24 protein-coding genes (1 of these 24 only partly in view) are annotated in these 22080 nt (G+C 63.5%); 15 read left to right on the top strand and 9 right to left on the bottom strand.

Features of this window, described 5'->3' with window-relative positions; all coding sequences use genetic code 11:
• Positions 1-53 precede the first annotated feature (53 nt).
• Positions 54-341, bottom strand: a complete 288-nt coding sequence (locus E5E96_RS08005) for a PTS sugar transporter subunit IIB (RefSeq protein WP_026142047.1) — start codon at positions 339-341, stop codon at positions 54-56.
• A 32-nt stretch (positions 342-373) separates the two neighbouring features.
• Complete coding sequence (locus E5E96_RS08010) at positions 374-817, bottom strand: PTS sugar transporter subunit IIA (protein WP_005307534.1); 444 nt, start codon at positions 815-817, stop codon at positions 374-376.
• 252 nt (positions 818-1069) lie between these two features.
• On the opposite strand from E5E96_RS08010, the gene E5E96_RS08015 reads away from it, so the two are divergent.
• The 4 genes from E5E96_RS08015 (at position 1070) to E5E96_RS08025 (ending at position 3770) form a co-directional block, all read left to right on the top strand.
• Positions 1070-2092, top strand: coding sequence for a LacI family DNA-binding transcriptional regulator (locus E5E96_RS08015; protein WP_024946139.1), 1023 nt, complete (start codon positions 1070-1072; stop codon positions 2090-2092).
• A gap of 29 nt (positions 2093-2121) precedes the next feature.
• Positions 2122-3102, top strand: a complete 981-nt coding sequence (locus tag E5E96_RS08020; protein ID WP_024946138.1) for an MDR family oxidoreductase — start codon at positions 2122-2124, stop codon at positions 3100-3102.
• 74 nt (positions 3103-3176) lie between these two features.
• Positions 3177-3299 (top strand): hypothetical protein, encoded by a 123-nt coding sequence (locus E5E96_RS22740; RefSeq protein WP_016349017.1) that lies wholly within the window; start codon positions 3177-3179, stop codon positions 3297-3299.
• Between the two features lie 135 nt (positions 3300-3434).
• Positions 3435-3770, top strand: a complete 336-nt coding sequence (locus E5E96_RS08025) for a DUF2799 domain-containing protein (protein WP_016349018.1) — start codon at positions 3435-3437, stop codon at positions 3768-3770.
• A gap of 13 nt (positions 3771-3783) precedes the next feature.
• Here the strand turns inward: E5E96_RS08025 and E5E96_RS08030 are convergent, their stop codons facing one another.
• Complete coding sequence (locus E5E96_RS08030) at positions 3784-3954, bottom strand: hypothetical protein (RefSeq protein WP_005307551.1); 171 nt, start codon at positions 3952-3954, stop codon at positions 3784-3786.
• Positions 3955-4059: 105 nt separating this feature from the next.
• Complete coding sequence (locus E5E96_RS08035) at positions 4060-4494, bottom strand: flagellar basal body-associated FliL family protein (protein WP_042067278.1); 435 nt, start codon at positions 4492-4494, stop codon at positions 4060-4062.
• 145 nt (positions 4495-4639) lie between these two features.
• Between E5E96_RS08035 and E5E96_RS08040 the strand changes: the two genes are divergently transcribed.
• A complete protein-coding gene (locus E5E96_RS08040; RefSeq protein ID WP_171281891.1) occupies positions 4640-5176 on the top strand; it encodes a chorismate lyase in 537 nt (178 codons plus the stop codon).
• The gene (ubiA, locus tag E5E96_RS08045; RefSeq protein WP_011704199.1) at positions 5173-6036 is read left to right on the top strand and encodes a 4-hydroxybenzoate octaprenyltransferase; all 864 of its coding nucleotides are present in this window, start codon (positions 5173-5175) and stop codon (positions 6034-6036) included. The genes E5E96_RS08040 and ubiA overlap by 4 nt, the downstream gene beginning before the upstream one ends.
• Before the next feature lie 64 nt (positions 6037-6100).
• On the opposite strand, the gene plsB is transcribed toward ubiA, so the two are convergent.
• Complete coding sequence (plsB, locus tag E5E96_RS08050) at positions 6101-8524, bottom strand: glycerol-3-phosphate 1-O-acyltransferase PlsB (RefSeq protein ID WP_171281892.1); 2424 nt, start codon at positions 8522-8524, stop codon at positions 6101-6103.
• Positions 8525-8728: 204 nt separating this feature from the next.
• Between plsB and lexA the strand changes: the two genes are divergently transcribed.
• The 4 genes from lexA to dinF all read left to right on the top strand — a co-directional run bounded on the left by lexA (position 8729) and on the right by dinF (position 12335).
• Positions 8729-9352, top strand: a complete 624-nt coding sequence (gene lexA / locus E5E96_RS08055) for a transcriptional repressor LexA (protein WP_011704201.1) — start codon at positions 8729-8731, stop codon at positions 9350-9352.
• Between the two features lie 439 nt (positions 9353-9791).
• Entirely contained in the window at positions 9792-10079 is a 288-nt protein-coding gene (locus E5E96_RS08060; RefSeq protein ID WP_041216378.1) for a hypothetical protein, read from the top strand.
• Between the two features lie 221 nt (positions 10080-10300).
• Positions 10301-10927 (top strand): SCO family protein, encoded by a 627-nt coding sequence (locus E5E96_RS08065; protein ID WP_171281893.1) that lies wholly within the window; start codon positions 10301-10303, stop codon positions 10925-10927.
• A gap of 22 nt (positions 10928-10949) precedes the next feature.
• Positions 10950-12335 carry an MATE family efflux transporter DinF gene (gene dinF, locus E5E96_RS08070; RefSeq protein ID WP_171281894.1) on the top strand — a complete coding sequence of 462 codons (1386 nt, stop codon included), beginning with the start codon at positions 10950-10952 and terminating at the stop codon, positions 12333-12335.
• Between the two features lie 28 nt (positions 12336-12363).
• On the opposite strand, the gene trmL is transcribed toward dinF, so the two are convergent.
• The 3 genes from trmL to E5E96_RS08085 form a co-directional block, all read right to left on the bottom strand.
• On the bottom strand, positions 12364-12834 hold the full coding sequence (gene trmL / locus E5E96_RS08075) for a tRNA (uridine(34)/cytosine(34)/5-carboxymethylaminomethyluridine(34)-2'-O)-methyltransferase TrmL (RefSeq protein ID WP_029302634.1): 471 nt from the start codon (positions 12832-12834) through the stop codon (positions 12364-12366).
• A gap of 68 nt (positions 12835-12902) precedes the next feature.
• Complete coding sequence (locus E5E96_RS08080; RefSeq protein ID WP_060389796.1) at positions 12903-14258, bottom strand: ATP-binding protein; 1356 nt, start codon at positions 14256-14258, stop codon at positions 12903-12905.
• Entirely contained in the window at positions 14255-14950 is a 696-nt protein-coding gene (locus E5E96_RS08085; RefSeq protein WP_029302632.1) for a response regulator, read from the bottom strand. The genes E5E96_RS08080 and E5E96_RS08085 overlap by 4 nt, the downstream gene beginning before the upstream one ends.
• Before the next feature lie 86 nt (positions 14951-15036).
• Here E5E96_RS08085 and E5E96_RS08090 point away from each other — a divergent pair, with 86 nt between their 5' ends.
• The 4 genes from E5E96_RS08090 to E5E96_RS08105 all read left to right on the top strand — a co-directional run bounded on the left by E5E96_RS08090 (position 15037) and on the right by E5E96_RS08105 (position 18494).
• Positions 15037-15948: a cation diffusion facilitator family transporter gene (locus tag E5E96_RS08090; RefSeq protein WP_016349026.1), complete on the top strand. Its 912-nt coding sequence runs from the start codon at positions 15037-15039 to the stop codon at positions 15946-15948.
• 8 nt (positions 15949-15956) lie between these two features.
• Positions 15957-16736, top strand: coding sequence for a serine O-acetyltransferase (gene cysE / locus E5E96_RS08095; RefSeq protein ID WP_011704210.1), 780 nt, complete (start codon positions 15957-15959; stop codon positions 16734-16736).
• A gap of 21 nt (positions 16737-16757) precedes the next feature.
• Positions 16758-18038, top strand: a complete 1281-nt coding sequence (locus E5E96_RS08100) for a hypothetical protein (RefSeq protein WP_171281895.1) — start codon at positions 16758-16760, stop codon at positions 18036-18038.
• Between the two features lie 246 nt (positions 18039-18284).
• Entirely contained in the window at positions 18285-18494 is a 210-nt protein-coding gene (locus tag E5E96_RS08105; protein WP_016349028.1) for a cell division protein ZapB, read from the top strand.
• A 72-nt stretch (positions 18495-18566) separates the two neighbouring features.
• Here the strand turns inward: E5E96_RS08105 and elbB are convergent, their stop codons facing one another.
• Positions 18567-19217, bottom strand: a complete 651-nt coding sequence (gene elbB, locus E5E96_RS08110) for an isoprenoid biosynthesis glyoxalase ElbB (RefSeq protein WP_049046520.1) — start codon at positions 19215-19217, stop codon at positions 18567-18569.
• Positions 19218-19617: 400 nt separating this feature from the next.
• On the opposite strand from elbB, the gene polA reads away from it, so the two are divergent.
• On the top strand, positions 19618-22080 hold the 5' portion of the coding sequence (gene polA / locus E5E96_RS08115) for a DNA polymerase I (RefSeq protein ID WP_171281896.1). 291 nt of this gene lie beyond the right edge of the window; 2463 of the gene's 2754 nt are visible here — the first part of the coding sequence; it begins with the start codon at positions 19618-19620; its stop codon lies beyond the right edge, outside the window.

Genomic DNA, 22080 nt, shown 5'->3' on the forward strand with positions numbered 1-22080 from the left:
TCCAAGCAGATGGAAGCGGCGGCTCACCGGCCGCCCAGACAGTCGCAAAGGGGTTAGAGTGCGCCCAGCTCGCGCAGGGCGATGGCGAGTTTTTCTTTCATGGCGGCCTTGTCGACCATGTTGTCCAGCGATACCAGCCGGCCGTCGACCCCCATGCTGACCAGCTGTTCGGCGATGTCGCGGGTGGCGACAAAGATCTCGGCGCGCTCGCTGCCGGCGGAGGCGAGATCCCGGTGATCCACCTCGGCCGTCACGGCCAGCTCCTTGAGAATGCTCTTGATGCTCATCTCCATCATCAGGCTGGTGCCCAGGCCGTGTCCGCATACAACCAGAATCTTCATGTGCTCTTCCTCTGTCGGGCGCAGGGCGCCACTCAATAACGCGCCAGGATGCGCAAGATGTCGTCTTTGCTGGTGGCCGCCATGATGGCCGCCACGTCTTCTTCATTCATGAACAGCTCGGCCAGCTGGGCGATGGTCTCCACGTGGGAGTTGCTGTCGCTGGCGGCCAGGGTGACCAGCAGCCGGACCGGGTCGTTGCCCTCGGAGCCGAAGTTGACCCCCTCCTTCAGCACGGTCAGCGCCAGGCCGAGGCGGTTGACGCCGTCTTCCGGGCGGGCGTGGGGCATGGCCAGGCCCGGGCCCAGCACGTAGTAGGGGCCGAGCTCTTCGTGGGAGCGATAGAGCGCCGCCACGTAGGAGGGCTCGATGGTACCGTTGGCCAACAGGGGGGCGGTGGCCAGCTCGATGGCATGACGCCAGTCGCGGGCGCCCGCTTCGATGGAAATGACCTCCTCGGTCAGCAATTGGGTCAGCATGGCAATGTCCGGGCTGGATAAGATGGCGCCAATCTAGCGATCTTGCCGGCTGATAACTGTGAGCCTGATCGCGAAAGTTAGCGCTACCAGATAGCGCTAACATCGATCTGTGATAGCGCTATCATTTCTCCCATAGAAGGGATTCATCTTGCCCCTTCTCTGGCTCAAAGGAGGTAAAATCCGGTTTGAGCAAATAGTCAGTGCCGCGCTTTTGCCTTAAAGTGAGCACCCGTATGCCGAGGAAGGGAAAGGATGTCAGAAGCGAAGAAACGCCGTAGCACGGGTCGGGTGACCCTCAACGATGTGGCCCAGCTGGCCGGCGTGGGGGCCATGACGGTGTCGCGCGCCCTGCGCACCCCCGAGCTGGTGTCCGACAAGATGCGCGAGCGCATCGAGGCAGCGGTGGACGAACTCGGCTATATCCCCAATCGGGCGGCGGGGGCGCTGGCGTCCGCCACCTCCCAGACCATAGTGGTGATCGTGCCCAGCCTGACCGAGTGTGGCTGCGGCGAGGTGATCGCCGGGCTGCAGCAGACGCTGCGGGGCGAGGGCTACCAGATCATGCTGGGGGATGCCCAGCACCTCAAACAGCAGGAGGAGAGCCTGCTGACCAGCTTTTTGCAGCACAATCCGGCGGCCGTGGTGCTGTTTGGCAGCGATCCCGGCGAGACCATCCGCCAGCGGCTGCAGGCGGCCCGCCTGCCGGTGGTGGAGGTGGGGGCCATGGCGCGCAGCCCCATCGACATGAACGTCGGGGTCTCCAACTTCGATGCCGGCTACCAGCTGACCCGTCACCTGATCGAGCGCGGCTACCGCAATATCGGTTTTCTCTGTGCCCGCCAGGAGCAGTGGATGCTGCAGCAGCGCATGCAGGGCTGGCAGAAGGCGCTGCTGGACAACTACCTCTCCCCCGACGCCATCATCAACACCTCGGAGCGACCCAGCTTCAGCACGGGGGCGGCCATGCTGGGGGAGTTCCTGCTGCGCTGGCCCGAACTGGATGCGCTGGTCTGCGTCAATGACGAGCTGGCGGCCGGGGTGCTGTTCGAATGCCAGCGCCGCCACCTGAACGTGCCGGGCAAGCTCGCCATCGCCGGTTTCGACGATCTGGACGTGGCCCGCGCCTGCTATCCGGCCCTCACCTCGGTCCGCATCCCCTATCAGCGGATGGGACAGGAGGCGGCCGATCTCATCCTGCGTCAGCTGGCCGGTGAACCCGTCATGGGCTCGGCGCTGACCCTCGATTTCCAGCTGCAGAAGCGGCAAAGCAGCTGACCCCTTTCACACTCATCAAAGAGGCAACTATGTTCAAGGCTCTGTTACTGGAAAACCAAGACGGCAAGACGGTGCCGACCCTGACCCGGCTGGACGAGAGCCAGCTGCCGGCCGGCGAGGTGCGGGTGGCGGTGAGCTACAGCTCCCTCAACTACAAGGACGGGCTGGCCATCACCGGCAAGGGCAAGATAGTGCGCCAGTGGCCGCTGGTGCCCGGCATCGACTTCGCCGGCACAGTGCTGGAATCTGCTGACAGCCGCTACCAGCCAGGTGACAAAGTGGTGCTGACCGGCTGGGGCGTGGGGGAAGGGCACTGGGGCGGCATGGCCGAACAGGCGCGGGTCAAGGCCGACTGGCTGGTGCCGCTGCCGGCCGGGCTGGATGAGCGGCAGGCCATGTGCATCGGCACCGCTGGCCTTACCGCCATGCTCTGCGTACTGGCACTGGAAGAGGCGGGAGTGACTCCGCAGAGCGGCGAGATCCTGGTGACCGGCGCCGCCGGCGGGGTGGGCTCCACCGCCGTCGCCTTGCTGGCCGCGCTGGGTTATCAGGTGGCGGCCCTGACCGGCCGCCCCGCGGAGCAGGGCGAGCTGCTGACGGCACTCGGCGCCAGTCGAATCGTGCCGCGCAGCGAGCTGCTGGAGCCCGCCAAGCCGCTGGAGAAGCAGCTGTGGGCCGGGGCGGTCGATACCGTCGGCAGTCAGGTGCTGGCCAAGCTGCTGGCCCAGATGAACTACGGCGGCGCCGTGGCGGCCTGCGGGCTGGCGGGTGGCTTCGATCTGCCCACCAGCGTGATGCCCTTCATCCTGCGCAACGTGCGGTTGCAGGGGGTCGATTCGGTGATGTGCCCGCTGGCGCGCCGCCAACTGGCGTGGCAGCGACTGGCGCGGGATCTGCCCGCCAGCTTCTTTGCGCAGGCGGTCACCGAGATCGGGCTGGAGCAGGTGGCGGAGGCCGCCGAAGCCATCACCCAAGGGCAAATCGCGGGGCGCACCTTGGTCAAACTTTGATCCAGCCCTGACTGGCGAGCCCCATTTTTCTGGATAGACTTTGAGTGCGGGTGCACTATCCAAGGAGAATGAGCATGGGTGGACACAAGCCGGATTACGATCTCGATGACGATTGGGAGCCGGAATCCTGGGAAGAAGAGCTGGATGAATGGGAAGACGAGAGCTGGCAGGATGATGACCCTCTCGACGACCAGTAATCCGCGTATTGAATACACAGGCGGGCCTCGGGCCCGCCTGTTTTTTTGGGCGGCTCACAGGAATGGGGAGAGGTGCTTGGAGGGGGCTGCGGCTCTGGCTAGAATGAACTGCCCAAACGACACTCAAGGATGATTATGCGACTCTCGGTGATAGTGTTTGCCGTTTTGCTCGGGGGCTGCGCCTCCCATTCGGACGATCCGTGCGAGAAGGTGTGGAGCGAGGTGGGGGAGGCCGATGGCAAGCTGGGCTTTACCGCCGAGCGGGTCGAGTTTCATCAGGCCCAGTGCGGCGAGAAGGTGGATGCCGAGCTGTGGAAACAGGGGCATCAGAAGGGGCTGGCCTGGTATTGCCGGCCCGAGCATCTCTATCTGGCGGGCCGTTCCGGTGGCGAGTATCGCGGGGTATGCCCCAATGACGTCCAGGCGCGCCGGCTGTTCGAGCAGGGCCGCCAGGGCTGGACCGATCAATAGCCTGGCTAGCGGCTCAGGCTTCTTTCTCTTTCAACCGCAGCGGCTGACACAGATAGCTCTTGTCGTTGGCGCTGCGGGCACATTTGCCGCAGACGAACTTGGGTTTGCGCACGATTTTGCGCAGGGTCTTGAGATCGGCCGGGATCTCGCTGCGACGCCATTCACACAGGGTCTTGTTGCCCATCTCGACTACCTCGACAACTCGGTGGGCCCTAGTGTAATCAATTTTCATTTCTAAAACAGCGAGCGGGCCCGGATGATCTCGTGGCCCGCTCGTGGTGACGGGAGATTACTGATAGAGGAACTTGGTAAAGATCAGCTCGCGCACCGCCTTCTTGCCGGTCTCCTTCACCAGCAGCTCGTTGGCCCGGGTCTGGCACTCCTTGCGCAGGTCTTCGCGGCTGACCAGCGACTTGATCTGGTCGGCACTCTTGCTGCCCATTAGCCGGATGATGGCGTCACGGATGAGGGGGTCATGCTGCTCCAGCAGCTTGAGGTCGGCCTCGTTCTCGGCCATCAGCTCCACCGTCACCCGGACGTAGCCGAGGGTTTTGCCATCGCTCAGGTAGTTGGTGATGATGTCGGGATCCAGCAGGTGATAGAAGAAACCTGGCTTGGCGGCGGCAGCTTCCCCTTCTGCGGGGGCTTCCCCCCCTCCGGAGGCATAGGCCTGTAGTGCACCGCAGCTTAGCAACAACACCAGCAGAAATTTGAATAGCTTCATAGGGATGGCTCATCAGCAAGAGATACCCCATTTTTGATGCTGCCATCGGGGCCGTCAAGCACGGATGTTCTTACAATTCTCGATTGATTTACGGATAATAAACCGGATTTTAACCTGATAACGGAAATCTCCGGATGGTGAAGCTGTGAAGTCCGAGTTGACTGTTCCCCTTGCCCGGCTCGTGCCCTGGCAGACGCCCGCGCAGTGCGAGCCGCCCGAGGCCTTGCTGCCCTGGTTGCTGGAGGCCGATTCCATGACCCGGCGCTTGCGTCGCCACAATCGCCATTTCTCGGTACAACTGTTCGGCAATCGCAGCGTCGCCCTCGACGTCGACGAGCAGCAGCTGGTGGTCGCCGAGCAGCCCATGGGGCTGTGCCGCGAGGTGATTCTGCACGGCGATCATGGGCCGGCCGTGCTGGGCTGGACCCTGTTTGCCGAAGCCGCGCTGCAAGAGAGCGGTCTGCGCGAGCTGGGTGAGCAACCCCTGGGTGAACGTATCTTTGGTGACGAGCCTGCCCGGCGCGATCACCTGCAACTGGCCTGTTTCGAGATTGCGAGCAATCCCTGGTGCCCGGCCGGCACCGTCTGGGGACGTCGTTCCCGTCTGTTTCTGGGGCAATGGCCACTGCTGGTCCATGAACTCTTCTTGCCCTCTCTGTCATGCAACAAGGAGCTGGAGTGAATCTGTTAACCAAGGAGCGGGGACTGGCCTACGTGCAGTTGGCCCGCATCGACAAGCCCATCGGCACCCTGCTACTGCTGTGGCCGACTCTGTGGGCGCTGTGGCTGGCGGCTGACGGCCTGCCGGATCTCTGGACCCTGCTGGTGTTCGTGGTGGGGGTGTTTCTGATGCGCTCCGCCGGTTGCGTCATCAACGACTATGCGGATCGCAACTTTGACGGTCACGTGAAGCGCACCGCCGGCCGGCCGCTGCCCATGGGCAAGGTCAAGCCGCGGGAGGTGCTGGCGCTGTTTGCGGTGCTGGCGCTCATCTCGTTCGCCCTGGTGCTGACCATGAACCCGCTCACCATCGGCCTGTCGTTCGCGGCCCTGCTGCTGGCGGTCTGTTACCCCTTCATGAAGCGCTACATCCCGATCCCCCAGCTGGTGCTCGGCATGGCCTTCTCCTGGTCGATTCCCATGGCCTATGCGGCCCAGGCCAACGCCTTGCCGGCGGTGGCCTGGCTGGTGTTTCTCGCCAACCTGCTGTGGACCATCGCCTACGACACCCAGTACGCCATGGTGGACCGGGACGACGACCTCAAGCTCGGCCTCAAGTCGAGCGCCATCCTGTTCGGCCGCCACGACAAGCGGATCATCGGCGCGCTGCAGCTGTTGACCCTGCTGATATTGCTGCTGGTGGGACAGCTGAGCGAGCTGGGCTCCAGCTACTACTGGTCGCTGCTGGCGGCGGCGGCGCTGTTCGTCTATCAGCAGCGGCTGATCCGCGAGCGGCAGCGGGAGGCCTGCTTCCAGGCGTTTCTCAACAACAACTACGTGGGGGCGCTGATCTTTGCCGGGGTAGTGATCAACTACCTTTGAGTCAGCCCCATCATGAAAAAAGGCCGCATGTTGCGGCCTTTTTTATGGTGTCGTGCGAGCGGGGTCAGAGCCGATTGCCGGCCTGGATGGTGCGGCGGATCTTGGTGCTCAGCAGCGGCACTATGTTGTCGGCCAGCGCCTGGAAGCGGCCCAGATCCGGCTTGCAGCCCGGGTCGAGGTAGCCTTCGCTGCGCAGGGTGTGGATCAGGGTGCTGAACAGCTTCTGGTCGAAGAACTCGGGGGCGTTGATGCCGTGCAGGGTGCCGAGGCGCTCTGCCATCATCAGGCCGTCCGCCTCCAGCTGCTCGGCCTCGATGCGGGGCTGGGCCAGCACCCGGGTCAGCACGATGGCGTAGCGCTGCAGAGTCTCCTGAATGCTCTCGGCCAAGAGCAGCAGGCGGGTCTGGTTGATCGGATTGACCCAGAAGCCACCGTCGCGGGCCTCGATCAGCTGCTGGCGCTGCAGTTCGGCCAGCAGGGCATCGACCAGCTCCGGCAGCTCGTCCTCTTCATAGCGCAGGAACAGCTCGGTCTTGAGCAGCGGGTAGATGTCGATGCAGCGGGCAACGATTTCGCTGCGGGAGATCCCCTCGCAGCGCTCGATCAGGGCCGCCACCAGGGAGGGCATGGCGAACAGATGGAGGATGTTGTTGCGGTAGTAGGTCAGCAGGATCGCCTGATAGCGGTCCAGGCTGACGATCTGACCCAGCTTGTCCTCGCTCACCTCGAACTTGTTGAGCTCCATCGCCTGATCCAGCAGGGTCTTGGCATCCTCGTCCGGGATGGTGCTGTGCGGGCTGTAGGGCACCTGCTTGAGCAGATCCAGATAGGTGTTGAGCTGGGCCTGCAGTTCGTCGCGGGTCAGGGCGTGGCGCTCGGCGGCCAGCAGCGCCAGCGCGCTCAGAGTGAGGCCGTTGACGGCGGCGGCCCCGTTGATGCGGGTCATCAGCAGCTCGGCCAGCTGGTTGACGGTAGGCGCCATCCACTCGGGACGCTCCTCCTCGCCGATGTGCTCCTTCCAGCTGGGCACGTGCTCGTTGAGGTAATTGTTGAGGGTCAGCGGCTCACCGAAGTTGACGAAGCCGCGGCCGTAGTTGCGCAGCTTGCGCAGGATGCCGAGCACCTGCAGGAAGCTCTCTTTCTCCTTGCGGCTGCCCTTGAGCTCGTTGTGGTAGGTATTCACCTCCATCACGTGCTCGTAGCCCAGATAGACGGGCACCAGGGTCACCGGTCTGTCCAGCCCGCGCATCATGGCCTGCAGGGTCATCGCCAGCATGCCGGTCTTGGGCGGAAGCAGGCGACCGGTACGCGAACGCCCGCCCTCGGTGAAGAACTCCACCGAATAGCCCTTGGCAAACAGCAGGTTGAGGTATTCCCGGAATACCGTGCTGTAGAGCGGATTGCCCTTGAAGGTGCGGCGGATGAAGAAGGCGCCGCCGTGGCGGAAGATCGGACCTGCCGGCCAGAAGTTGAGATTGATGCCCGCCGCTATGTGGGGCGGCACCATGCCCTGGTGGTAGATGACGTAGGAGAGCAGCAGGTAGTCCATGTGGCTGCGATGGCAGGGCACATAGACGATCTCGTGCCCTTCCTGGGCCAGTTGGCGCACCTTCTCGGCCCCGTTGACCGACAGGCCGCGGTAGAGCTTGTTCCACAGCCAGCCGAGGAAGCTCTCGCCGAGCCGGATCAGCCGGTAGGAGAAGTCGGAGGCGATCTCGTCCATGTAGCCGTGGGCCCGTTTCTGGGCTTTCTCCAGGCTGATCCCCTCGCGCTGTGCTTCTTCCTCGATGGCCTGCTGAATGACGTTCGAATCGAGCAGCTGTTTGAACAGCAGGTTGCGGTTGGGCAGCTTGGGGCCGGTGGCGGCCAGCTGCTGGCGGCTGAAGTGGGTGCGGGCGACCCGCGCCAGCTTGTGGGCGATGGCCTCGTCGGTGCCGTGCTTGTCCGCCATGTGACGCAGGGAGAGCGGCGGGGAGAAGCGCACCAGATTCTCGCGTCCTTTCAGGATCACGATGAGTGCCTTTTTGAGGCGGTTTGGTGCCAGGCTGCTGATGATGTTCCAGCCGGAGGCCTCCTCGCCTTCCCGGCCGGGGGCGCGGCCCCAGAACAGGGTGACGGGCACCACCTGGATATCCAGCGCCGGATCCTGCTTGTGCAGATCCAGCAGCTGGTGGAATTCCTGCAGGAAGGGCAGCGGCTTGCTGCGCTTGCCGAACAGGGGAGGCGGACGGTCCAGACAGACATAACGGGGCAGCAACTGGCCGTTCAGCTCCAGCGGGGTGAAGGGGCCGGGCAGGCCGAGATCCTCGCAGCACTGTTGCAGGGTCATCAGGTCGGTGATCGAGCTGGTCTTCAGGGCGTAGACGATGGGTCTGGCCGGATCCAGCTTGAGCTCGGTGATGGGATTTTCCGGCAGGCTCTTGTGATTGACCAAGCCGCTGACCGGCCATTGCAAGATGGCTCTGGAAATGTTCTGTCCAAGGGACATGTGCGTCTGCTCTCCAAAAAAATGCGGCGTGAGCATAGCAAATCACCGACTGCTTGTCGCCGAGAGGTACGATGAGTCGACTGCGCGGGATCAAATCTGCAGTAAATGAGGGTCGGGCCGCGACAAATGTCAGCTGCGCCTTGCCTTGGCCACTGCACTGTATATACTGCCAGTGTGCTGTATAAAAAGACAGGTGCCCATGCTATGAAACCCCTTACTCCCCGCCAGGCCGAAGTGTTGGAGTTGATCAAGGCGAACATGAACGAAACCGGTATGCCGCCGACTCGCGCCGAGATAGCCCAGAAGCTTGGTTTCAAGTCGGCCAATGCGGCCGAGGAACATCTGAAGGCCCTGGCCAAAAAGGGGGTCATCGAGATCATGCCGGGCACGTCCCGCGGCATCCGCCTGTTGCTCGAAGAGGAAGAGCCGCTGGAAGAGAGCGGTCTGCCGCTGATTGGCAAGGTGGCCGCCGGCGAGCCCATCCTGGCGCAGGAGCATATCGAGAGCCACTACCAGGTGGATCCGGCTCTGTTCCACCCGCGGGCCGACTTCCTGCTGCGGGTGCAGGGCATGAGCATGAAGAACATCGGCATTCTGGATGGCGACCTGCTGGCGGTACACAAGACCCAGGAGGTGCGCAACGGCCAGGTGGTGGTGGCGCGGCTCGACGAGGATGTCACCGTCAAGCGCTTCCAGCGCAAGGGCAGCCAAGTGTGGCTGCTGCCGGAGAACGAAGAGCTCTCCCCCATCGAGGTAGATCTCTCCTGCCAGCAGCTCACCATCGAGGGGCTGGCGGTCGGTGTCATTCGCAACGCCGACTGGATGTAATCCCTGCCATGAAACGGCCTCCTGCGGGAGGTCGTTTCGTTTCTGTACTCCTTTCCCCATGATTTCAATCAGATCCTGATACCCGCTACTTTTGTCTGCGGGCGGCGGCCGCAGGCGATTCATTTCAGATATATCATTTGGTAAGGCGGACTCGTTGGCTTGAGCCGCCCCCGCTGCTCGCCATGACGCGCGTTATCCAGATCGCTGGTAGCAGGAACCCGGAGGGCAGCCGGAAAAAACAACAGTCTCGTGCGGTGTGCAGCGCACACCTGGCAAAGAGGCGCTTGCGGGATAGAAGGGAGAGTGGTCAGCAGGGCGCCGGCAGTCGGCACCGCAGCGGCACACTCGCGCAGTCGACACGCGGCAGTCATCGACTCATCCACCCCGGTGGTGATGGGCGGTGCCGGTTGGCGTGACCTGTTGATCGAGGAGGACAGGTATGGCTTCAAGCTCGCCATGGGATCCGGGTCTGGCATCGCCCGTTTCTTCCATCACCCGTTTCATCAAGGGTAACCGGATGACCCGTTTCTATGCCCTCTGGGTACACCACAAGGGTACCTGCTGGACCATCTGGCTGGGGTGCCCCAAGGACAAGATTGTCCGGCTGGTGCGCCTGTTTCACAGCCATCATGACGGCGGGCTGGCCGACGCCCCCTGGACCGCCCCCGTCATCCCGCTGCGGGCACAGTCCAGACGCCCGCATGAGCGGCGTCGACAGCAGCCCTGAGCATCACCGCTTCTTGTACAGCCCCACCCCATGGTGGGGCTGCTGTTTTGGGCGGGTTGGGGCCTGCATCACCGGCCCTTGCGTCATCTTCTGACGGAAGTTGGCCAGCGAACGGGCATCCGGTACAAGGGGGTGACCGGTGCGGGGCCGGCTGGGTTACAATGGCTCTTCCATTCGGGCCCGGTTGGCGGGTATGTCGAAGTGAAAGGGTCTGTTCTCTTATGGTTAAACCGCGTTACCCCTTGCTGTTTCTGCTGCTGGTCGGGGGCATGATGGCCGGATTTTACTGGAACCAGCCCTCCCTGCCCGAGCATGCCGACTACTACCCGGCGGGGCGGGACATCAATCCGTTCGCCTTCACCGATCAGGATGGCCAGCCGTTGGTCCCCGCCAGCCTGACCGGCCACTGGACCTTTCTGTTCGTCGGCTACACCTTCTGCCCCGACATCTGCCCGACCACCCTGGCGGATCTGCGTTCCGTCTATCCCGAGCTGAAAAAGATCGCCCCGAGCAGCCAGGTGGTGTTCATTTCGGCGGATCCGCAGCGGGACGACGTGGCTCGCCTCAAGACCTATACCGCCTTCTTCAATCCGGAGTTCAAGGCGGCGACCGGCCCTCACGACAAGCTGTTCCCGTTCGTGCGCAATCTGGGGCTCATCTACTCCATCGCCGACCAGGGTGAGAAGGACTACCTGATCGACCACTCCGCCTCCATCGTGCTGATCAATCCGGCCGGCAAGCTGGAGGCCGTGTTTCGCCCCCGAGTGAGCGAGGGCAGTGTGCCCAGGGTCGTCATGGCGAGCATGGTGTCGGACTTTGCCAAGATAGTGCGGCTGGACGACGCATGATGAGCAGCGGATTCCCTTCGACATGCTGACCCCTGTCTGGTGGCGGGACGGGCGGCGCCACCGCGCCGTGTTTGCCCTGGCCCTGCCCATGGTGTTTTCCAATGTCACCACTCCGCTGCTGGGGCTGGTGGATACCTGGGTGATCGGTCATCTCGGTCAGGCCTGGTTCCTCGGCGGCGTGTCGGTCGGCGCCACCCTCATCAACCTGCTGTTCTGGCTGCTCGGCTTTTTGCGGATGTCCACCACGGGGCTGACCGCCCAGGCTCATGGCGCCAGCAGCCCGGCTGGCCAGCTCGACACCCTGGCCCGCGCGCTGGGGCTCGCCGTCGGGCTGGGAGTGGCGTTGTTGCTGCTGTTGCTGCCGCTGATCCCCACTCTCATCGCCCTCAGCGGTGGCTCCGCCGAGGTGCAGCACTATGCCGCCGAGTATGTTTCGGTGCGGGTCTGGAGCGCCCCGGCGGCGCTCTGCAACCTGGTTATCATGGGCTGGCTGCTGGGCATGCAGGATGCGCGCAGCCCCATGCTGCTGCTGATCTTCACCAACCTGGTCAACATGGGGCTCGATGCCTGGTTCGTGCTGGGACTGGGTTGGCAGGTGAAGGGGGTCGCCGCCGCCTCGCTGCTGGCGGACTACAGCGCGCTCGGATTGGGGCTCTGGCTGGTGAGCCGTCACCTGCACCGGCTGGCCGCGTCGGCGTGGCAGGGAGCCTGGCAGCGCTGGCGTCAGTGGCCCGCGCTGCTGCGACTGCTGGCCCTGAACCGGGACATCTTCATCCGCTCCCTCTGCCTGCAACTCTGTTTCGCCTTCATGACCCTGCAGGGGGCCAGGCTGGGGGATGTGGCGGTGGCGGCCAATGCGGTGCTGCTCAACTTCCTGATGTTGATCTCCTACGGGCTGGATGGCTTCGCCTACGCGGTGGAGGCCATGGTGGGCCGCGCCATCGGGCGGCGGGATCGGCAGGGGCTGCGGGAGGCCATCGTGCTCAATCTCGGTTGGGCGCTGTTGATCGCCCTGACGTTCAGCCTGCTGTTTGCGGTGGGCGGCAGCCGGCTGATCGCGCACATCACCGATCTGCCGGCAGTGATCGCCGCCGCCAATGCGCAGTTGCCCTGGCTCATCGCCATGCCGCTGCTGGCGGTCTGGTGCTTCCTGCTGGACGGGGTCTTCATCGGGGCGACCCGGGCCAGGGAGATGCGCAACAGCATGCTGGTGGCGGCACTGTGCGGTTTCTTCCCGATCTGGTGGCTCTGCCAGGGCTGGGGCGTGGCGGCCTTGTGGGCCGCGATGGCGGCCCTGATGGCGGGGCGGGGGCTGACGCTGGGCTGGCTCTGCTGGCAGCTGGAGCGCGATGGCCGGCTGCTGCACTCAGCCCACGGGGTGGGAGAGGCGCAGCAGGCCTCCTCCTGACCTCAGCGCCTGCCTGGATCTGTCGGTTTCACTCCTGCAGGGAGCCGGCGTAGCCCAGCTGGCGCCAGCTTTCGTAGACAAACACCGCCACCGCATTGGCGAGGTTCATGCTGCGGCTCTGGGGCAGCATGGGGATGCGCAGCCGCTGCTCGAACGGCAGGCTCTCGATGATCTCGATGGGCAGGCCGCGGCTCTCGGGCCCGAACAGCAGGGCATCCCCTGCGGCAAACTGCACCGCCGAATGGGCGGTGCGTCCCTTGGTGGTGCAGGCGAATACCCGCGTCGGCGCCACCGCCTCGAGAAAGGCCTCGAAGTTCGGCCAGCGCTTCACCTCGGCAAACTCGTGGTAGTCGAGCCCTGCCCGCTTCACCCGCTTGTCATCCCACTCAAACCCCAGCGGCTCTATCAGGTGCAGTCGATAGCCGGTGTTGGCGCAGAGGCGGATGATGTTGCCGGTGTTGGGCGGAATTTCCGGTTGGTAGAGCACGATGTCGAGCATGACGGCGTCCTGATGGGGCGAAAAGGGCGCCAGCATACCCAGCGCCCGTGCGGATGAAAAGAGTCTGCTCAGCCGATGGGCAGGCGGATGGTGATGGTCAGCCCGGCCGGTTGATTGCTGCTGGCGCGGATGGTGCCGCCGTGGCGTGCAATGGCCTCCGCGGCGATGGCCAGCCCCAGCCCGGTGCCGCCGGTCTTGGCGTTGCGGGCATCATCCACCCGAAAGAAGGGTAGGAACAGCTGGGCCTGCTGCGCCACCGGCACGCCGGGTCCGTCGTCGCGGATGGTCATCACCCACTCCAGTCCCTCCCGATACCAGTCCACCTTGATGAACTCGCGGGCGTATTTGAGCGCGTTGCGCAGTGGATTCTCCAGTGCCCGGGCCAGCAGATCGGGCCACATCCGCAGAGATTCAGCCGGCAGCGGCGGCAGCCGGAGCTGCTTGCCGCTCTGGTTGGCCTCGAACATGGCATCGTCCAGGATGGGCTCCAGCAGCTCGGCCAGCGGCATCACCACCGGCGCTTCCACATGCTGCTGTACCCGCGACAGATCGAGCAGGTCGCCGATCAGCTTGTCGAGCCGGCCGATCTCCGATTCGATCCGTGCCAGCTCGTTGCTGTCACCCTGTTTGCGGCGGATCAGCGCCTGCGCCAGCTGGATGCGGGTGAGCGGGCTGCGCAGCTCGTGGGAGATGTCGGAGAGCAGCTGCTTCTGCTTCTGGATCATGTTCTTGAGGGTATCGACCATGTGGCTGACGTGATCCGCCAGCTGGCCGATCTCGTCCCGCCGTCCCAGGTTGGGGATCTGCGCCTCCAGATTGCCCTCCGCCAGCTGGGAGACCGACTGCTGCAACTGCAGGATGGGACGGGTCAGCCGCCAGGCCAGCAGCAGGCAGAGCGGGGTGCTGACCAGCATGGCGATGCCGAGGATCTGGATCGGGTGATCCAGGATCTGGATGAACAGGAACAGATAGGAGTTCTCGACGTTGAGGCCGAAGTAGATGTGATAGACCTGGCCGTGATGCGTCATCTGGAAGGGGCCGGCGATGGCCCGCTTGTGCTCGCTGCCCAGCATGGGCTTGGCCGGGTTGTCCGAGTCGAGCATGAAACGGATCACGAACTTGCTCAGGCGGGTGCTGGACTGCATCTGCCCCTTGGCATCCCGCAGGTAGATGTTGTCGACCGGCAGCAGGCCGGCGGCATCGATGGCCTGGGCCAGATCGAAATCCTGATTGGGGTCGGCCCCCTTCTGCAGCGCCTTCAGGTTGTTGTTGAGGCGGGTGATCTCGTGGGCCGGCAGCGGAATGATGTTGCGGGGATCCAGGGTCGGCAGGATCACCACGGCGGCCACCACCAGCAACAGCATGAACCAGAACCAGAGGAAGATCTGGGTGGAGAGACCGTTGAAGGTGCGGGCGGTTCTCATGCCTGTTCCAGCCACAGATAGCCTCTGCCGCGCACCGTCTTGAAGCGGGGCTGGCCATCAGTACGCTCAGGCAGCTTCTTGCGCAGGTTGCTCAGGTGCATGTCGATGGCGCGATCGAAGGGCTCGAGTTTCTTGCCGAGCACCAGCTCGGAGAGCTGGCTCTTGCTGACGATCTGACCCGGGTTGCGCAGCAGGCACTCCAGCAGGCCGAATTCGGTGGCGGTCAGCTCCAGCAGTTCGCCGTGGCAGCTGGCCTGCTGCAGGCCGGGTTGCAGCACCAGATCCATGAAGCGCACCTCTTCCGAACTGCCACCGCGCTGGGGCTGGGTGCTCTGGGTACGGCGCAGGATGGCGCGCACCCGGGCCAGCAGCTCCCGATCGTCGAACGGCTTGGCGAGGTAGTCGTCAGCCCCCGCTTCCAGCCCGTTGACCCGATCCTGGCTGTCGCCGCGGGCGGTCAGCATCAGCACCGGGGTGTCGTGGGTCTTGCGCAGCCGGGCCAGCATGGCGAAGCCGTTGAGCTTGGGCATCATCACGTCCAGCAGCACCAGGTTGAAGTGCTGTTCAGCCAGCCGTTGCAAGCCCTCTTCGCCATCCTCGGCGACGGTCACCTGGAAGCCTTCCAGGGTCAGAATTTCGGTGAGCAACTGGGTCAGCTCGAGATCGTCGTCGACCAGGAGTATTTTGTGCATCTGAAGTCATTCCGCTGATTTTTCGCGCCAATCCGGCGTCGGGGTCAGGGTATAATAGATTTTTAACCGCAAGAGGAAAGCCGGTTTTGAGCCATCAACAATATTCCCGCTGGGTGACGCTGGCCAGCATGGCCGCCGTCACGACCGCCACCCTGCTGATCACCGGCAAGCTGATCGCCTGGCTGATGACCGACTCCTCGAGCCTGCTGGCCTCCCTCACCGACTCCTTCATGGACGTGAGCGCCTCCATCATCAACCTGCTGGCGATCCGTTATGCCCTGTCACCGGCCGACGACGAACACCGCTTCGGCCACGGCAAGGCGGAGTCGCTGGCCGGGTTGATCCAGGCGGCCTTTATCTCCGGTTCCGCCCTGCTGCTGGTGATGCACGGCATCTCCTCCCTGCTCAAACAGGCGCCGCTGGAGCGGCTAGAGGCGGGTCTGTGGGTCAGTGGTGGCTCCATCGTGCTGACCCTGCTGCTGGTCAGTTTCCAGAGCCTGGTGATCCGCAAGACCAACAGCGTGGCCATCAAGGCCGACATGCTGCACTACCGCTCCGACCTGCTGCTCAACGGCGGCGTGTTGCTGGCACTGGTGCTGGCGGGACAGGGCTGGTACTGGGCCGACGGCCTGTTTGCCATCCTGATCGGGCTGTTCCTGCTGTGGGGGGCGCTGCACATCGGCTATGAATCGGTGCAGGCGCTGCTCGATCGTCAGTTGCCAGCCGAGGAACAAGCGAGAATAATGGCCCTCTGCTGTGACGTCGAAGGTGTACACGGGGTGCATGATCTGCGCACCCGCCAATCCGGTCCGACCCGTTTCGTGCAGTTGCATCTGGAACTGGACGATCAGCTCCCTCTGGTCAAGGCCCATCAGATTGCCGATGAAGCCGAACTGGCGGTTCGTCAGGCGTTCGAGCGCATGGATGTCATCATTCATATGGACCCCATCTCCGTGGTGCACAAGGAACAGCAAGGCACTCCCTCAGAACAACAGTAGGCTGCAACATGGATGATCTGGTTGCCAGAACCTGGCAAAAAATTCAGCAAGAAGCGGCGAGCATGGCAACCGAAGAGCCCATGCTGGCCAGCTTCTTCCACTCCACCATTCTCAATCACAAGAACCTGCGTTCGGCCCTCAGCTTCCAGCTGGCCAACAAGCTCGACAGTGCCACCATGCCCGCCATCGCCCTGCGCGAGGTGATCGAGCTGGCCCTGCGCAGCGAGCCCGAGCTGCTGGCGGTCGTGGCGGCCGACATCTGTGCGGTGCAGGAGCGCGACCCGGCGGTCGATCTCTTCTCCACCCCGCTGCTCTACCTCAAGGGATTCCACGCCCTGCAGGGCTACCGGGTCGCCAACTGGCTGTGGCGCCAGGGGCGTCGTTCGCTGGCGCTCTACCTGCAGAACCAGATTTCCGTGGTGTTCGGGGTCGACGTGCACCCGGCCGCCCGCATCGGCAAGGGCATCATGTTTGACCATGCCACCGGTATAGTGGTGGGTGAGACGGCGGTGATCGAGGACGATGTCTCCATCCTGCAGAGCGTCACCCTGGGCGGTACCGGCAAGGAGAGCGGCGATCGCCACCCGAAGATCCGGGAAGGGGTGATGATAGGGGCGGGTGCCAAGGTGCTCGGCAACATCGAGGTGGGCATGGGGGCCAAGATCGGTGCCGGCAGCGTGGTGATCAACCCGGTGCCGCCGCACACCACGGTGGCGGGCGTACCCGCCAAGATCGTGGGTCGTCCGGAGTGCGACAAGCCTTCGCTGGACATGGATCAGTGTCTCTGATCCCCTGACCGAGGTGCATCGATGGCCAAGCGCTGGTCGGGTTATCTGATCCTGGGGATGTGGCTGCTCAATCTGCTGCACCTCTATCTGGGATTCTCCCCCTGGCCGGCGGCCATCGCGGCCTGGGGGGCCTCACTGCTCACCTGGCCCTGGCTGGTGGGGGCGGCGCGGCGCCAGGCGCTGGCCCTGTACGGCGCGGCGCTGGCACTGCTGATCTTCTCCTGCTGGCGGGGGGCAAGCCTCACCGCCGGTGACTGGCTGCTGCCCAACATCAACATGCTCACCATGTTTGCGGCGGTGAGCACCCTCAATCTCGCCACCTCGGGCCTCTTGACCGGCACCACCTCATGGCAAGGGCGCAAGGGGCTGTGGAGCACCATGGCCAGCCTCAACCTGCTGGGGGCCGTCATCAACCTCTCGGTGCTGTTCATCATCGGCGATCGGCTGGAGCGCAACGGCACCCTTGAGCGGCGTCAGGTGCTGGTGCTGAGCCGGATCTTCTGCGCGGCGGCCTTCTGGTCCCCCTTCTTCGTCGCCATGGCGGTGGCGCTCACCTATGCGCCCGGCTTGCAGCTGTCGCGCATCCTGCCGTTCGGGGTGGTGGCGACCCTGCTGGCGATGGGGCTGACCGCCTGGCAGGTGGAGCGGCTGGGGGTGGCGGACTTTGCCGGCTATCCGCTGCGGCTGCAGACTCTGGGCCTGCCGGTGGCACTGGCCCTGCTGGTGCTGTTGATCAAGCAGATCTGGCCGGATCTCGGCATCCTGGCGGTGATCGCCCTGGTGGCACCGCTGCTGGCCTTTGCCTTCATGCCGAGCGCGGGGCGCGGCCCGGCCCTCAAGCGGCAGGTGGTGGAACGCTTCCCCGCCATCGGCGGCCAACTGGTGCTGTTTCTGGGGGCGGGTCTGCTGGCCGCCGGCATCAACAGTGCGCTGTCGGTGCTTGAGCTGAGTGGCGGCCACGGCTTGCCCTTCTTCCATCACTTCGGCTGGCTGGAGTCTTCGCTCACTCTGTTGCTGATCCTGCTGGTGGCCATCGTCGGGGTGCACCCGCTCATCAGCATCTCAGGATTGGCGCCGCTGCTGTGGCCGCTCTCGCCGGATCCCAGCCTGCTTGGCATGTGCTTCCTGCTGGGCTGGGGGTTGGCTACCGGCACCAGTCCGCTTTCCGGCTCCAACCTGGCGCTGGCCTCCCGCTACAACCTGAGTGCCGGGGCGATTCTGCGCGGCAACCTGCTCTACGGCCTGCTGATGTACGGGGTCGCCTGTCTGCTGCTGGGGGCCTATATCGCCCTGCACGCCTGATGATGCGGGCTTGCGGCAAGGGCGTGCAGGGCGGTTGCGCAGGGGCGGGGTGGCGACTTGTGCGGGGCCGGCCGTGGCCCGGGCGCAGGATGCGAGAAAAATAGACGCATATTTAGGCAATACATCCATGGAAGGCGCATTTTACAGCGCACCGGCTTGTTTGTGCCGATAGGCTCGGGGTATGCTGGCTTCACGCGCTTGAATCGCCCTCTGTGGGGCATCGCAATTGAACATACAGGTATGCATATGTCACTAGAAGTCCTTGAGCAACTCGAATCCAAAGTACAATCCGCCGTCGACAACATCTCCCTGCTGAAGATGGAGCTGGACGAGCTGAAAGAGCAGAACAACAAGCTGCAAGACGAGAACCATCAGCTGCGCAACGAGCACGTCGCCTGGCAAGAGCGTCTGCGTGCCCTGCTGGGCAAGATGGACCAGATGGGCGAAAGCATCTGAGTCGTCGCCATCCGCGAGAATTGAAAACGGGCCGCTCCATGAGCGGCCCGTTTGTTTGGGTCAGTCTGGCAATCAGAGTGCCAGCAGCTGTTTGACGGTCTTCTCGATGCCGTCTGCCGCTTCCACTATGTTGTTGGCCAGCATGTAGGCGGGGGTGGAGATCACCTTGCGCTCCTGATCCACCACGAACTCGTTGACCGGGCAGTTGAGATGGCTGCCTCCCATCGCCTCGATGGCGTTGGCGGTACCCTCGTCGTGGCCTATGGTGGCCAGGGTGCCGGCGCCATAGATGAGCGGGATCATGGCCGGTGCGATGCAGATGTAGGCGGCCGGCTTACCGGCCCTGGCGAAGCTCTGGCACGCCTTCAGTACATCCGGCTGGATTTGGCACTCGGCCCCCTTGATGGCGAAGTCGCACAGGTTCTTGGCGGCGCCAAAGCCACCCGGCACCAGCAGGGCATCGTAGTCGGCCGCATCCAGCTCGGCCACGTCCCTTATCTGGCCGCGGCAGAGGCGGGCCGCTTCGACTAGCACGTTGCGGTGCTCGCCTTCACTCACTTCCCCGGTCAGGTGGTTGATCACATGGAGCTGTGGAACATTGGGAGCGAAGCACTGGACTGCTGCGCCCTGCCTGGCCAGCGCCAGCAGACTGATGACGGCCTCGTGGATTTCGGCCCCGTCAAAGACGCCACAGCCACTCAAGATCACGGCCACTTTTTTCATGACAGACTCCTCGTTGTTGAAAATGTGAGCCAGAATGGATTGTTGTACTTTTGTATGGTTATCGTTCGTCCTCAGCTGGTCAAGTCATCTTGCTGTGCTAGGATTGTTTCGTTTTGGATCCTGCCGTACTTACTCCCTTAAATTTTTTTCCACATTGATCGAGATCATTCAAGTCGTCTCGCGATCGGTTTTTAAGTGCGCAACCAATTGTTATTTATTGGTTTTTATATTTTTGTGCACAGTTTTATCACTGTGGTTCATACTGCCCCCCATTTTTGAGCACAGAGTTATCCACAGATTGATGGCCTGTGAGGATCCGCCGGCAGGGTCTTTGCCCCTCTTGGTGTGAGGGGGGCCCTGTGGCATCCTAGCGGCTGTTTATCTCTGGCAGGACGATTTCATGGCCCCTAGCAATCCCCTTATTCTGGTCGACGGCTCTTCATATCTTTACCGCGCCTTCTTTGCCTCCCAGCAGGCCGATCTGCGCACCTCGACCGGTTTGCCGAGCGGCGCCGTCCGTGTCATGGCCAACATGATGCGCAGCCTGCGCAAGCAGTACCCCGACTGCCACGTGGCCGTGGTGTTCGATGCCAAGGGCAAGACCTTCCGCGACGACATCTATCCCGAATACAAGGCCAACCGGGCCAGCATGCCGGACGATCTGCGCAGCCAGGTTGCCCCCATCCACCAGATGATCAAGGCGATGGGTTTCCCCTTCCTGATGGTGGAAGGCGTTGAAGCCGACGATGTGATCGGCACTCTGGCCCGTCAGGCGACCGAGAAGCAGCTGCCGGTGCTGATCAGCACCGGCGACAAGGACATGGCGCAGCTGGTCTCCGACCATGTCACCCTGATCGACACCATGAAGGACGTGAAGACCGATCGGGAAGGGGTGATCGAGAAGTTCGGCGTACCGCCCGAGCTCATCATCGACTACCTGGCCCTGATGGGGGACAAGGTGGACAACATCCCCGGCATGACTGGTGTCGGCGAGAAGACTGCGCTGGCCCTGTTGCAGGGGATTGGCAGTATCGACGAGATCGCCGCCAACCTCGACAAGGTGGCTGCGCTCGGTTTCCGCGGCTCCAAGGCGTTTGCCGACAAGTTCCGCGAGCAGGAAGAGCAGGTGCGCCTCTCCTACGTGCTGGCCACCATCAAGACCGACGTGGCGCTTGAACAGAGTCTGGAAGAGTTGCAGCTCGGCCCCATCGACAAAGAGGCTCTGCTGGCGGTCTACCGTGAGTACGAGCTGCGCAACCTGATCAAAGAGCTGGAGTCCGGCGGCGCGGAGGAGAGCGAAGCCGAAGGTGATGATGAAGGTGCCGCCCCGGTTGCCGCCATCGAAACCGACTACCTCTGCATCCTGGACGAAGCCGAGTTTGACGGCTGGCTGGAACAGCTGAAAGCGGCGCCGCTGTTTGCCTTCGATACCGAGACCACCAGTCTCGACTATATGGAAGCGCGCGTCGTGGGTGTCTCCTTTGCCATCGAGCCGGGTAAGGCGGCCTACGTGCCTTTCGGCCACGACTATCTCGGGGCGCCGGTACAGCTGACCGAGGCCGTGGTGCTCGGCAAGCTCAAGCCGCTGCTGGAAGATCCGGCCCGCCTCAAGGTGGGGCAGAACCTCAAGTACGATCGCAACGTGCTGCTCAATCACGGTATCGAGCTGCAGGGCATCGCCTATGACACCATGCTCGAGTCCTATGTACTCAACTCTACCGCCAGTCGTCACGACATGGATTCGCTGGCCCGCAGATATCTGAATGCCGAAACCATCTCGTTCGAAGATATCGCCGGCAAGGGCGTCAAGCAGCTTACCTTCAACCAGATCGAACTGGAGCAGGCGGCTCCTTACGCGGCGGAAGATGCCGACATCACCCTGCGTCTGCATCAGACGCTGTGGGGCAAGCTCTCTGCCGAGCCGGGTCTCGCCAAGGTGTTCAGCGAGATCGAACTGCCGCTGCTGCCGGTGCTGGCACGGATGGAGCGACTCGGTACCACCATCGAGCCCAAGCTACTGCACCAGCAGAGCCAGGAGATCGAAGTGCGTCTGGCAGAGCTGGAGAAACAGGCTCACGAGCTGGCCGGGCAGGAGTTCAATCTCTCCTCGCCCAAGCAGCTGGGGGAGATCCTCTTTACCAAGCTGGGGCTGCCGATCATCAAAAAGACCCCCAAGGGCGCCCCATCCACTGCGGAAGAGGTACTGGCCGAGCTGGCGGAGACCTATGAGCTGCCGCAACTGCTGATGGAGCACCGTGGGCTGGCCAAGCTCAAGTCCACCTACACCGACAAGCTGCCGCTGATGATCAAGCCGCAGACCGGGCGGGTGCACACCTCCTATCATCAGGCGGTGGCGGCGACCGGTCGGCTCTCGTCCACCGATCCCAACCTGCAGAACATCCCGGTACGCAACGAACAGGGGCGCCGCATCCGGCAGGCCTTCATCCCGTGCGCCGGTTACAAGCTGGTGGCGGCGGACTACTCCCAGATCGAGCTGCGCATCATGGCGCACCTCTCCGGCGACAAGGGGTTGCTGACCGCCTTCGCCGAGGGCAAGGACATCCACAAGGCGACCGCCGCCGAGGTATTCGGGGTCGCGCTCGAGGCGGTAACCAGCGACATGCGCCGCAGTGCCAAGGCGATCAACTTCGGCCTCATCTATGGCATGAGTGCCTTCGGTCTGGCCAAGCAACTGGGGATCGGTCGCGCCGAAGCGCAGAAGTACATGGATCTCTACTTCGAGCGCTACCCGGGTGTGCTGGAGTACATGGAGCGTACCCGCCAGCAGGCGGATGCCCAGGGCTATGTCGAAACCCTGTTTGGCCGTCGCCTCTATCTGCCGGATATCAAGTCCCGCAACGCC

The organism is Aeromonas sp. 1805 (genome assembly GCF_013085525.1).
Classification (GTDB): domain Bacteria; phylum Pseudomonadota; class Gammaproteobacteria; order Enterobacterales; family Aeromonadaceae; genus Aeromonas; species Aeromonas hydrophila.

Excerpts from the sequence above, each read along its gene's own strand:
- E5E96_RS08005 (WP_026142047.1), bottom strand. The coding sequence starts at position 341 with ATGAAGATTCTGGTTGTATGCGGACACGGCCTGGGCACCAGCCTGATG.
- E5E96_RS08010 (WP_005307534.1), bottom strand. The coding sequence starts at position 817 with ATGCTGACCCAATTGCTGACCGAGGAGGTCATTTCCATCGAAGCGGGC.
- E5E96_RS08015 (WP_024946139.1), top strand. The coding sequence starts at position 1,070 with ATGTCAGAAGCGAAGAAACGCCGTAGCACGGGTCGGGTGACCCTCAAC.
- E5E96_RS08020 (WP_024946138.1), top strand. The coding sequence starts at position 2,122 with ATGTTCAAGGCTCTGTTACTGGAAAACCAAGACGGCAAGACGGTGCCG.
- E5E96_RS22740 (WP_016349017.1), top strand. The coding sequence starts at position 3,177 with ATGGGTGGACACAAGCCGGATTACGATCTCGATGACGATTGGGAGCCG.
- E5E96_RS08025 (WP_016349018.1), top strand. The coding sequence starts at position 3,435 with ATGCGACTCTCGGTGATAGTGTTTGCCGTTTTGCTCGGGGGCTGCGCC.
- E5E96_RS08030 (WP_005307551.1), bottom strand. The coding sequence starts at position 3,954 with ATGGGCAACAAGACCCTGTGTGAATGGCGTCGCAGCGAGATCCCGGCC.
- E5E96_RS08035 (WP_042067278.1), bottom strand. The coding sequence starts at position 4,494 with ATGAAGCTATTCAAATTTCTGCTGGTGTTGTTGCTAAGCTGCGGTGCA.
- plsB (WP_171281892.1), bottom strand. The coding sequence starts at position 8,524 with ATGTCCCTTGGACAGAACATTTCCAGAGCCATCTTGCAATGGCCGGTC.
- lexA (WP_011704201.1), top strand. The coding sequence starts at position 8,729 with ATGAAACCCCTTACTCCCCGCCAGGCCGAAGTGTTGGAGTTGATCAAG.
- E5E96_RS08060 (WP_041216378.1), top strand. The coding sequence starts at position 9,792 with ATGGCTTCAAGCTCGCCATGGGATCCGGGTCTGGCATCGCCCGTTTCT.
- E5E96_RS08065 (WP_171281893.1), top strand. The coding sequence starts at position 10,301 with ATGGTTAAACCGCGTTACCCCTTGCTGTTTCTGCTGCTGGTCGGGGGC.
- dinF (WP_171281894.1), top strand. The coding sequence starts at position 10,950 with ATGCTGACCCCTGTCTGGTGGCGGGACGGGCGGCGCCACCGCGCCGTG.
- trmL (WP_029302634.1), bottom strand. The coding sequence starts at position 12,834 with ATGCTCGACATCGTGCTCTACCAACCGGAAATTCCGCCCAACACCGGC.
- E5E96_RS08080 (WP_060389796.1), bottom strand. The coding sequence starts at position 14,258 with ATGAGAACCGCCCGCACCTTCAACGGTCTCTCCACCCAGATCTTCCTC.
- E5E96_RS08085 (WP_029302632.1), bottom strand. The coding sequence starts at position 14,950 with ATGCACAAAATACTCCTGGTCGACGACGATCTCGAGCTGACCCAGTTG.
- cysE (WP_011704210.1), top strand. The coding sequence starts at position 15,957 with ATGGATGATCTGGTTGCCAGAACCTGGCAAAAAATTCAGCAAGAAGCG.
- E5E96_RS08100 (WP_171281895.1), top strand. The coding sequence starts at position 16,758 with ATGGCCAAGCGCTGGTCGGGTTATCTGATCCTGGGGATGTGGCTGCTC.
- E5E96_RS08105 (WP_016349028.1), top strand. The coding sequence starts at position 18,285 with ATGTCACTAGAAGTCCTTGAGCAACTCGAATCCAAAGTACAATCCGCC.
- elbB (WP_049046520.1), bottom strand. The coding sequence starts at position 19,217 with ATGAAAAAAGTGGCCGTGATCTTGAGTGGCTGTGGCGTCTTTGACGGG.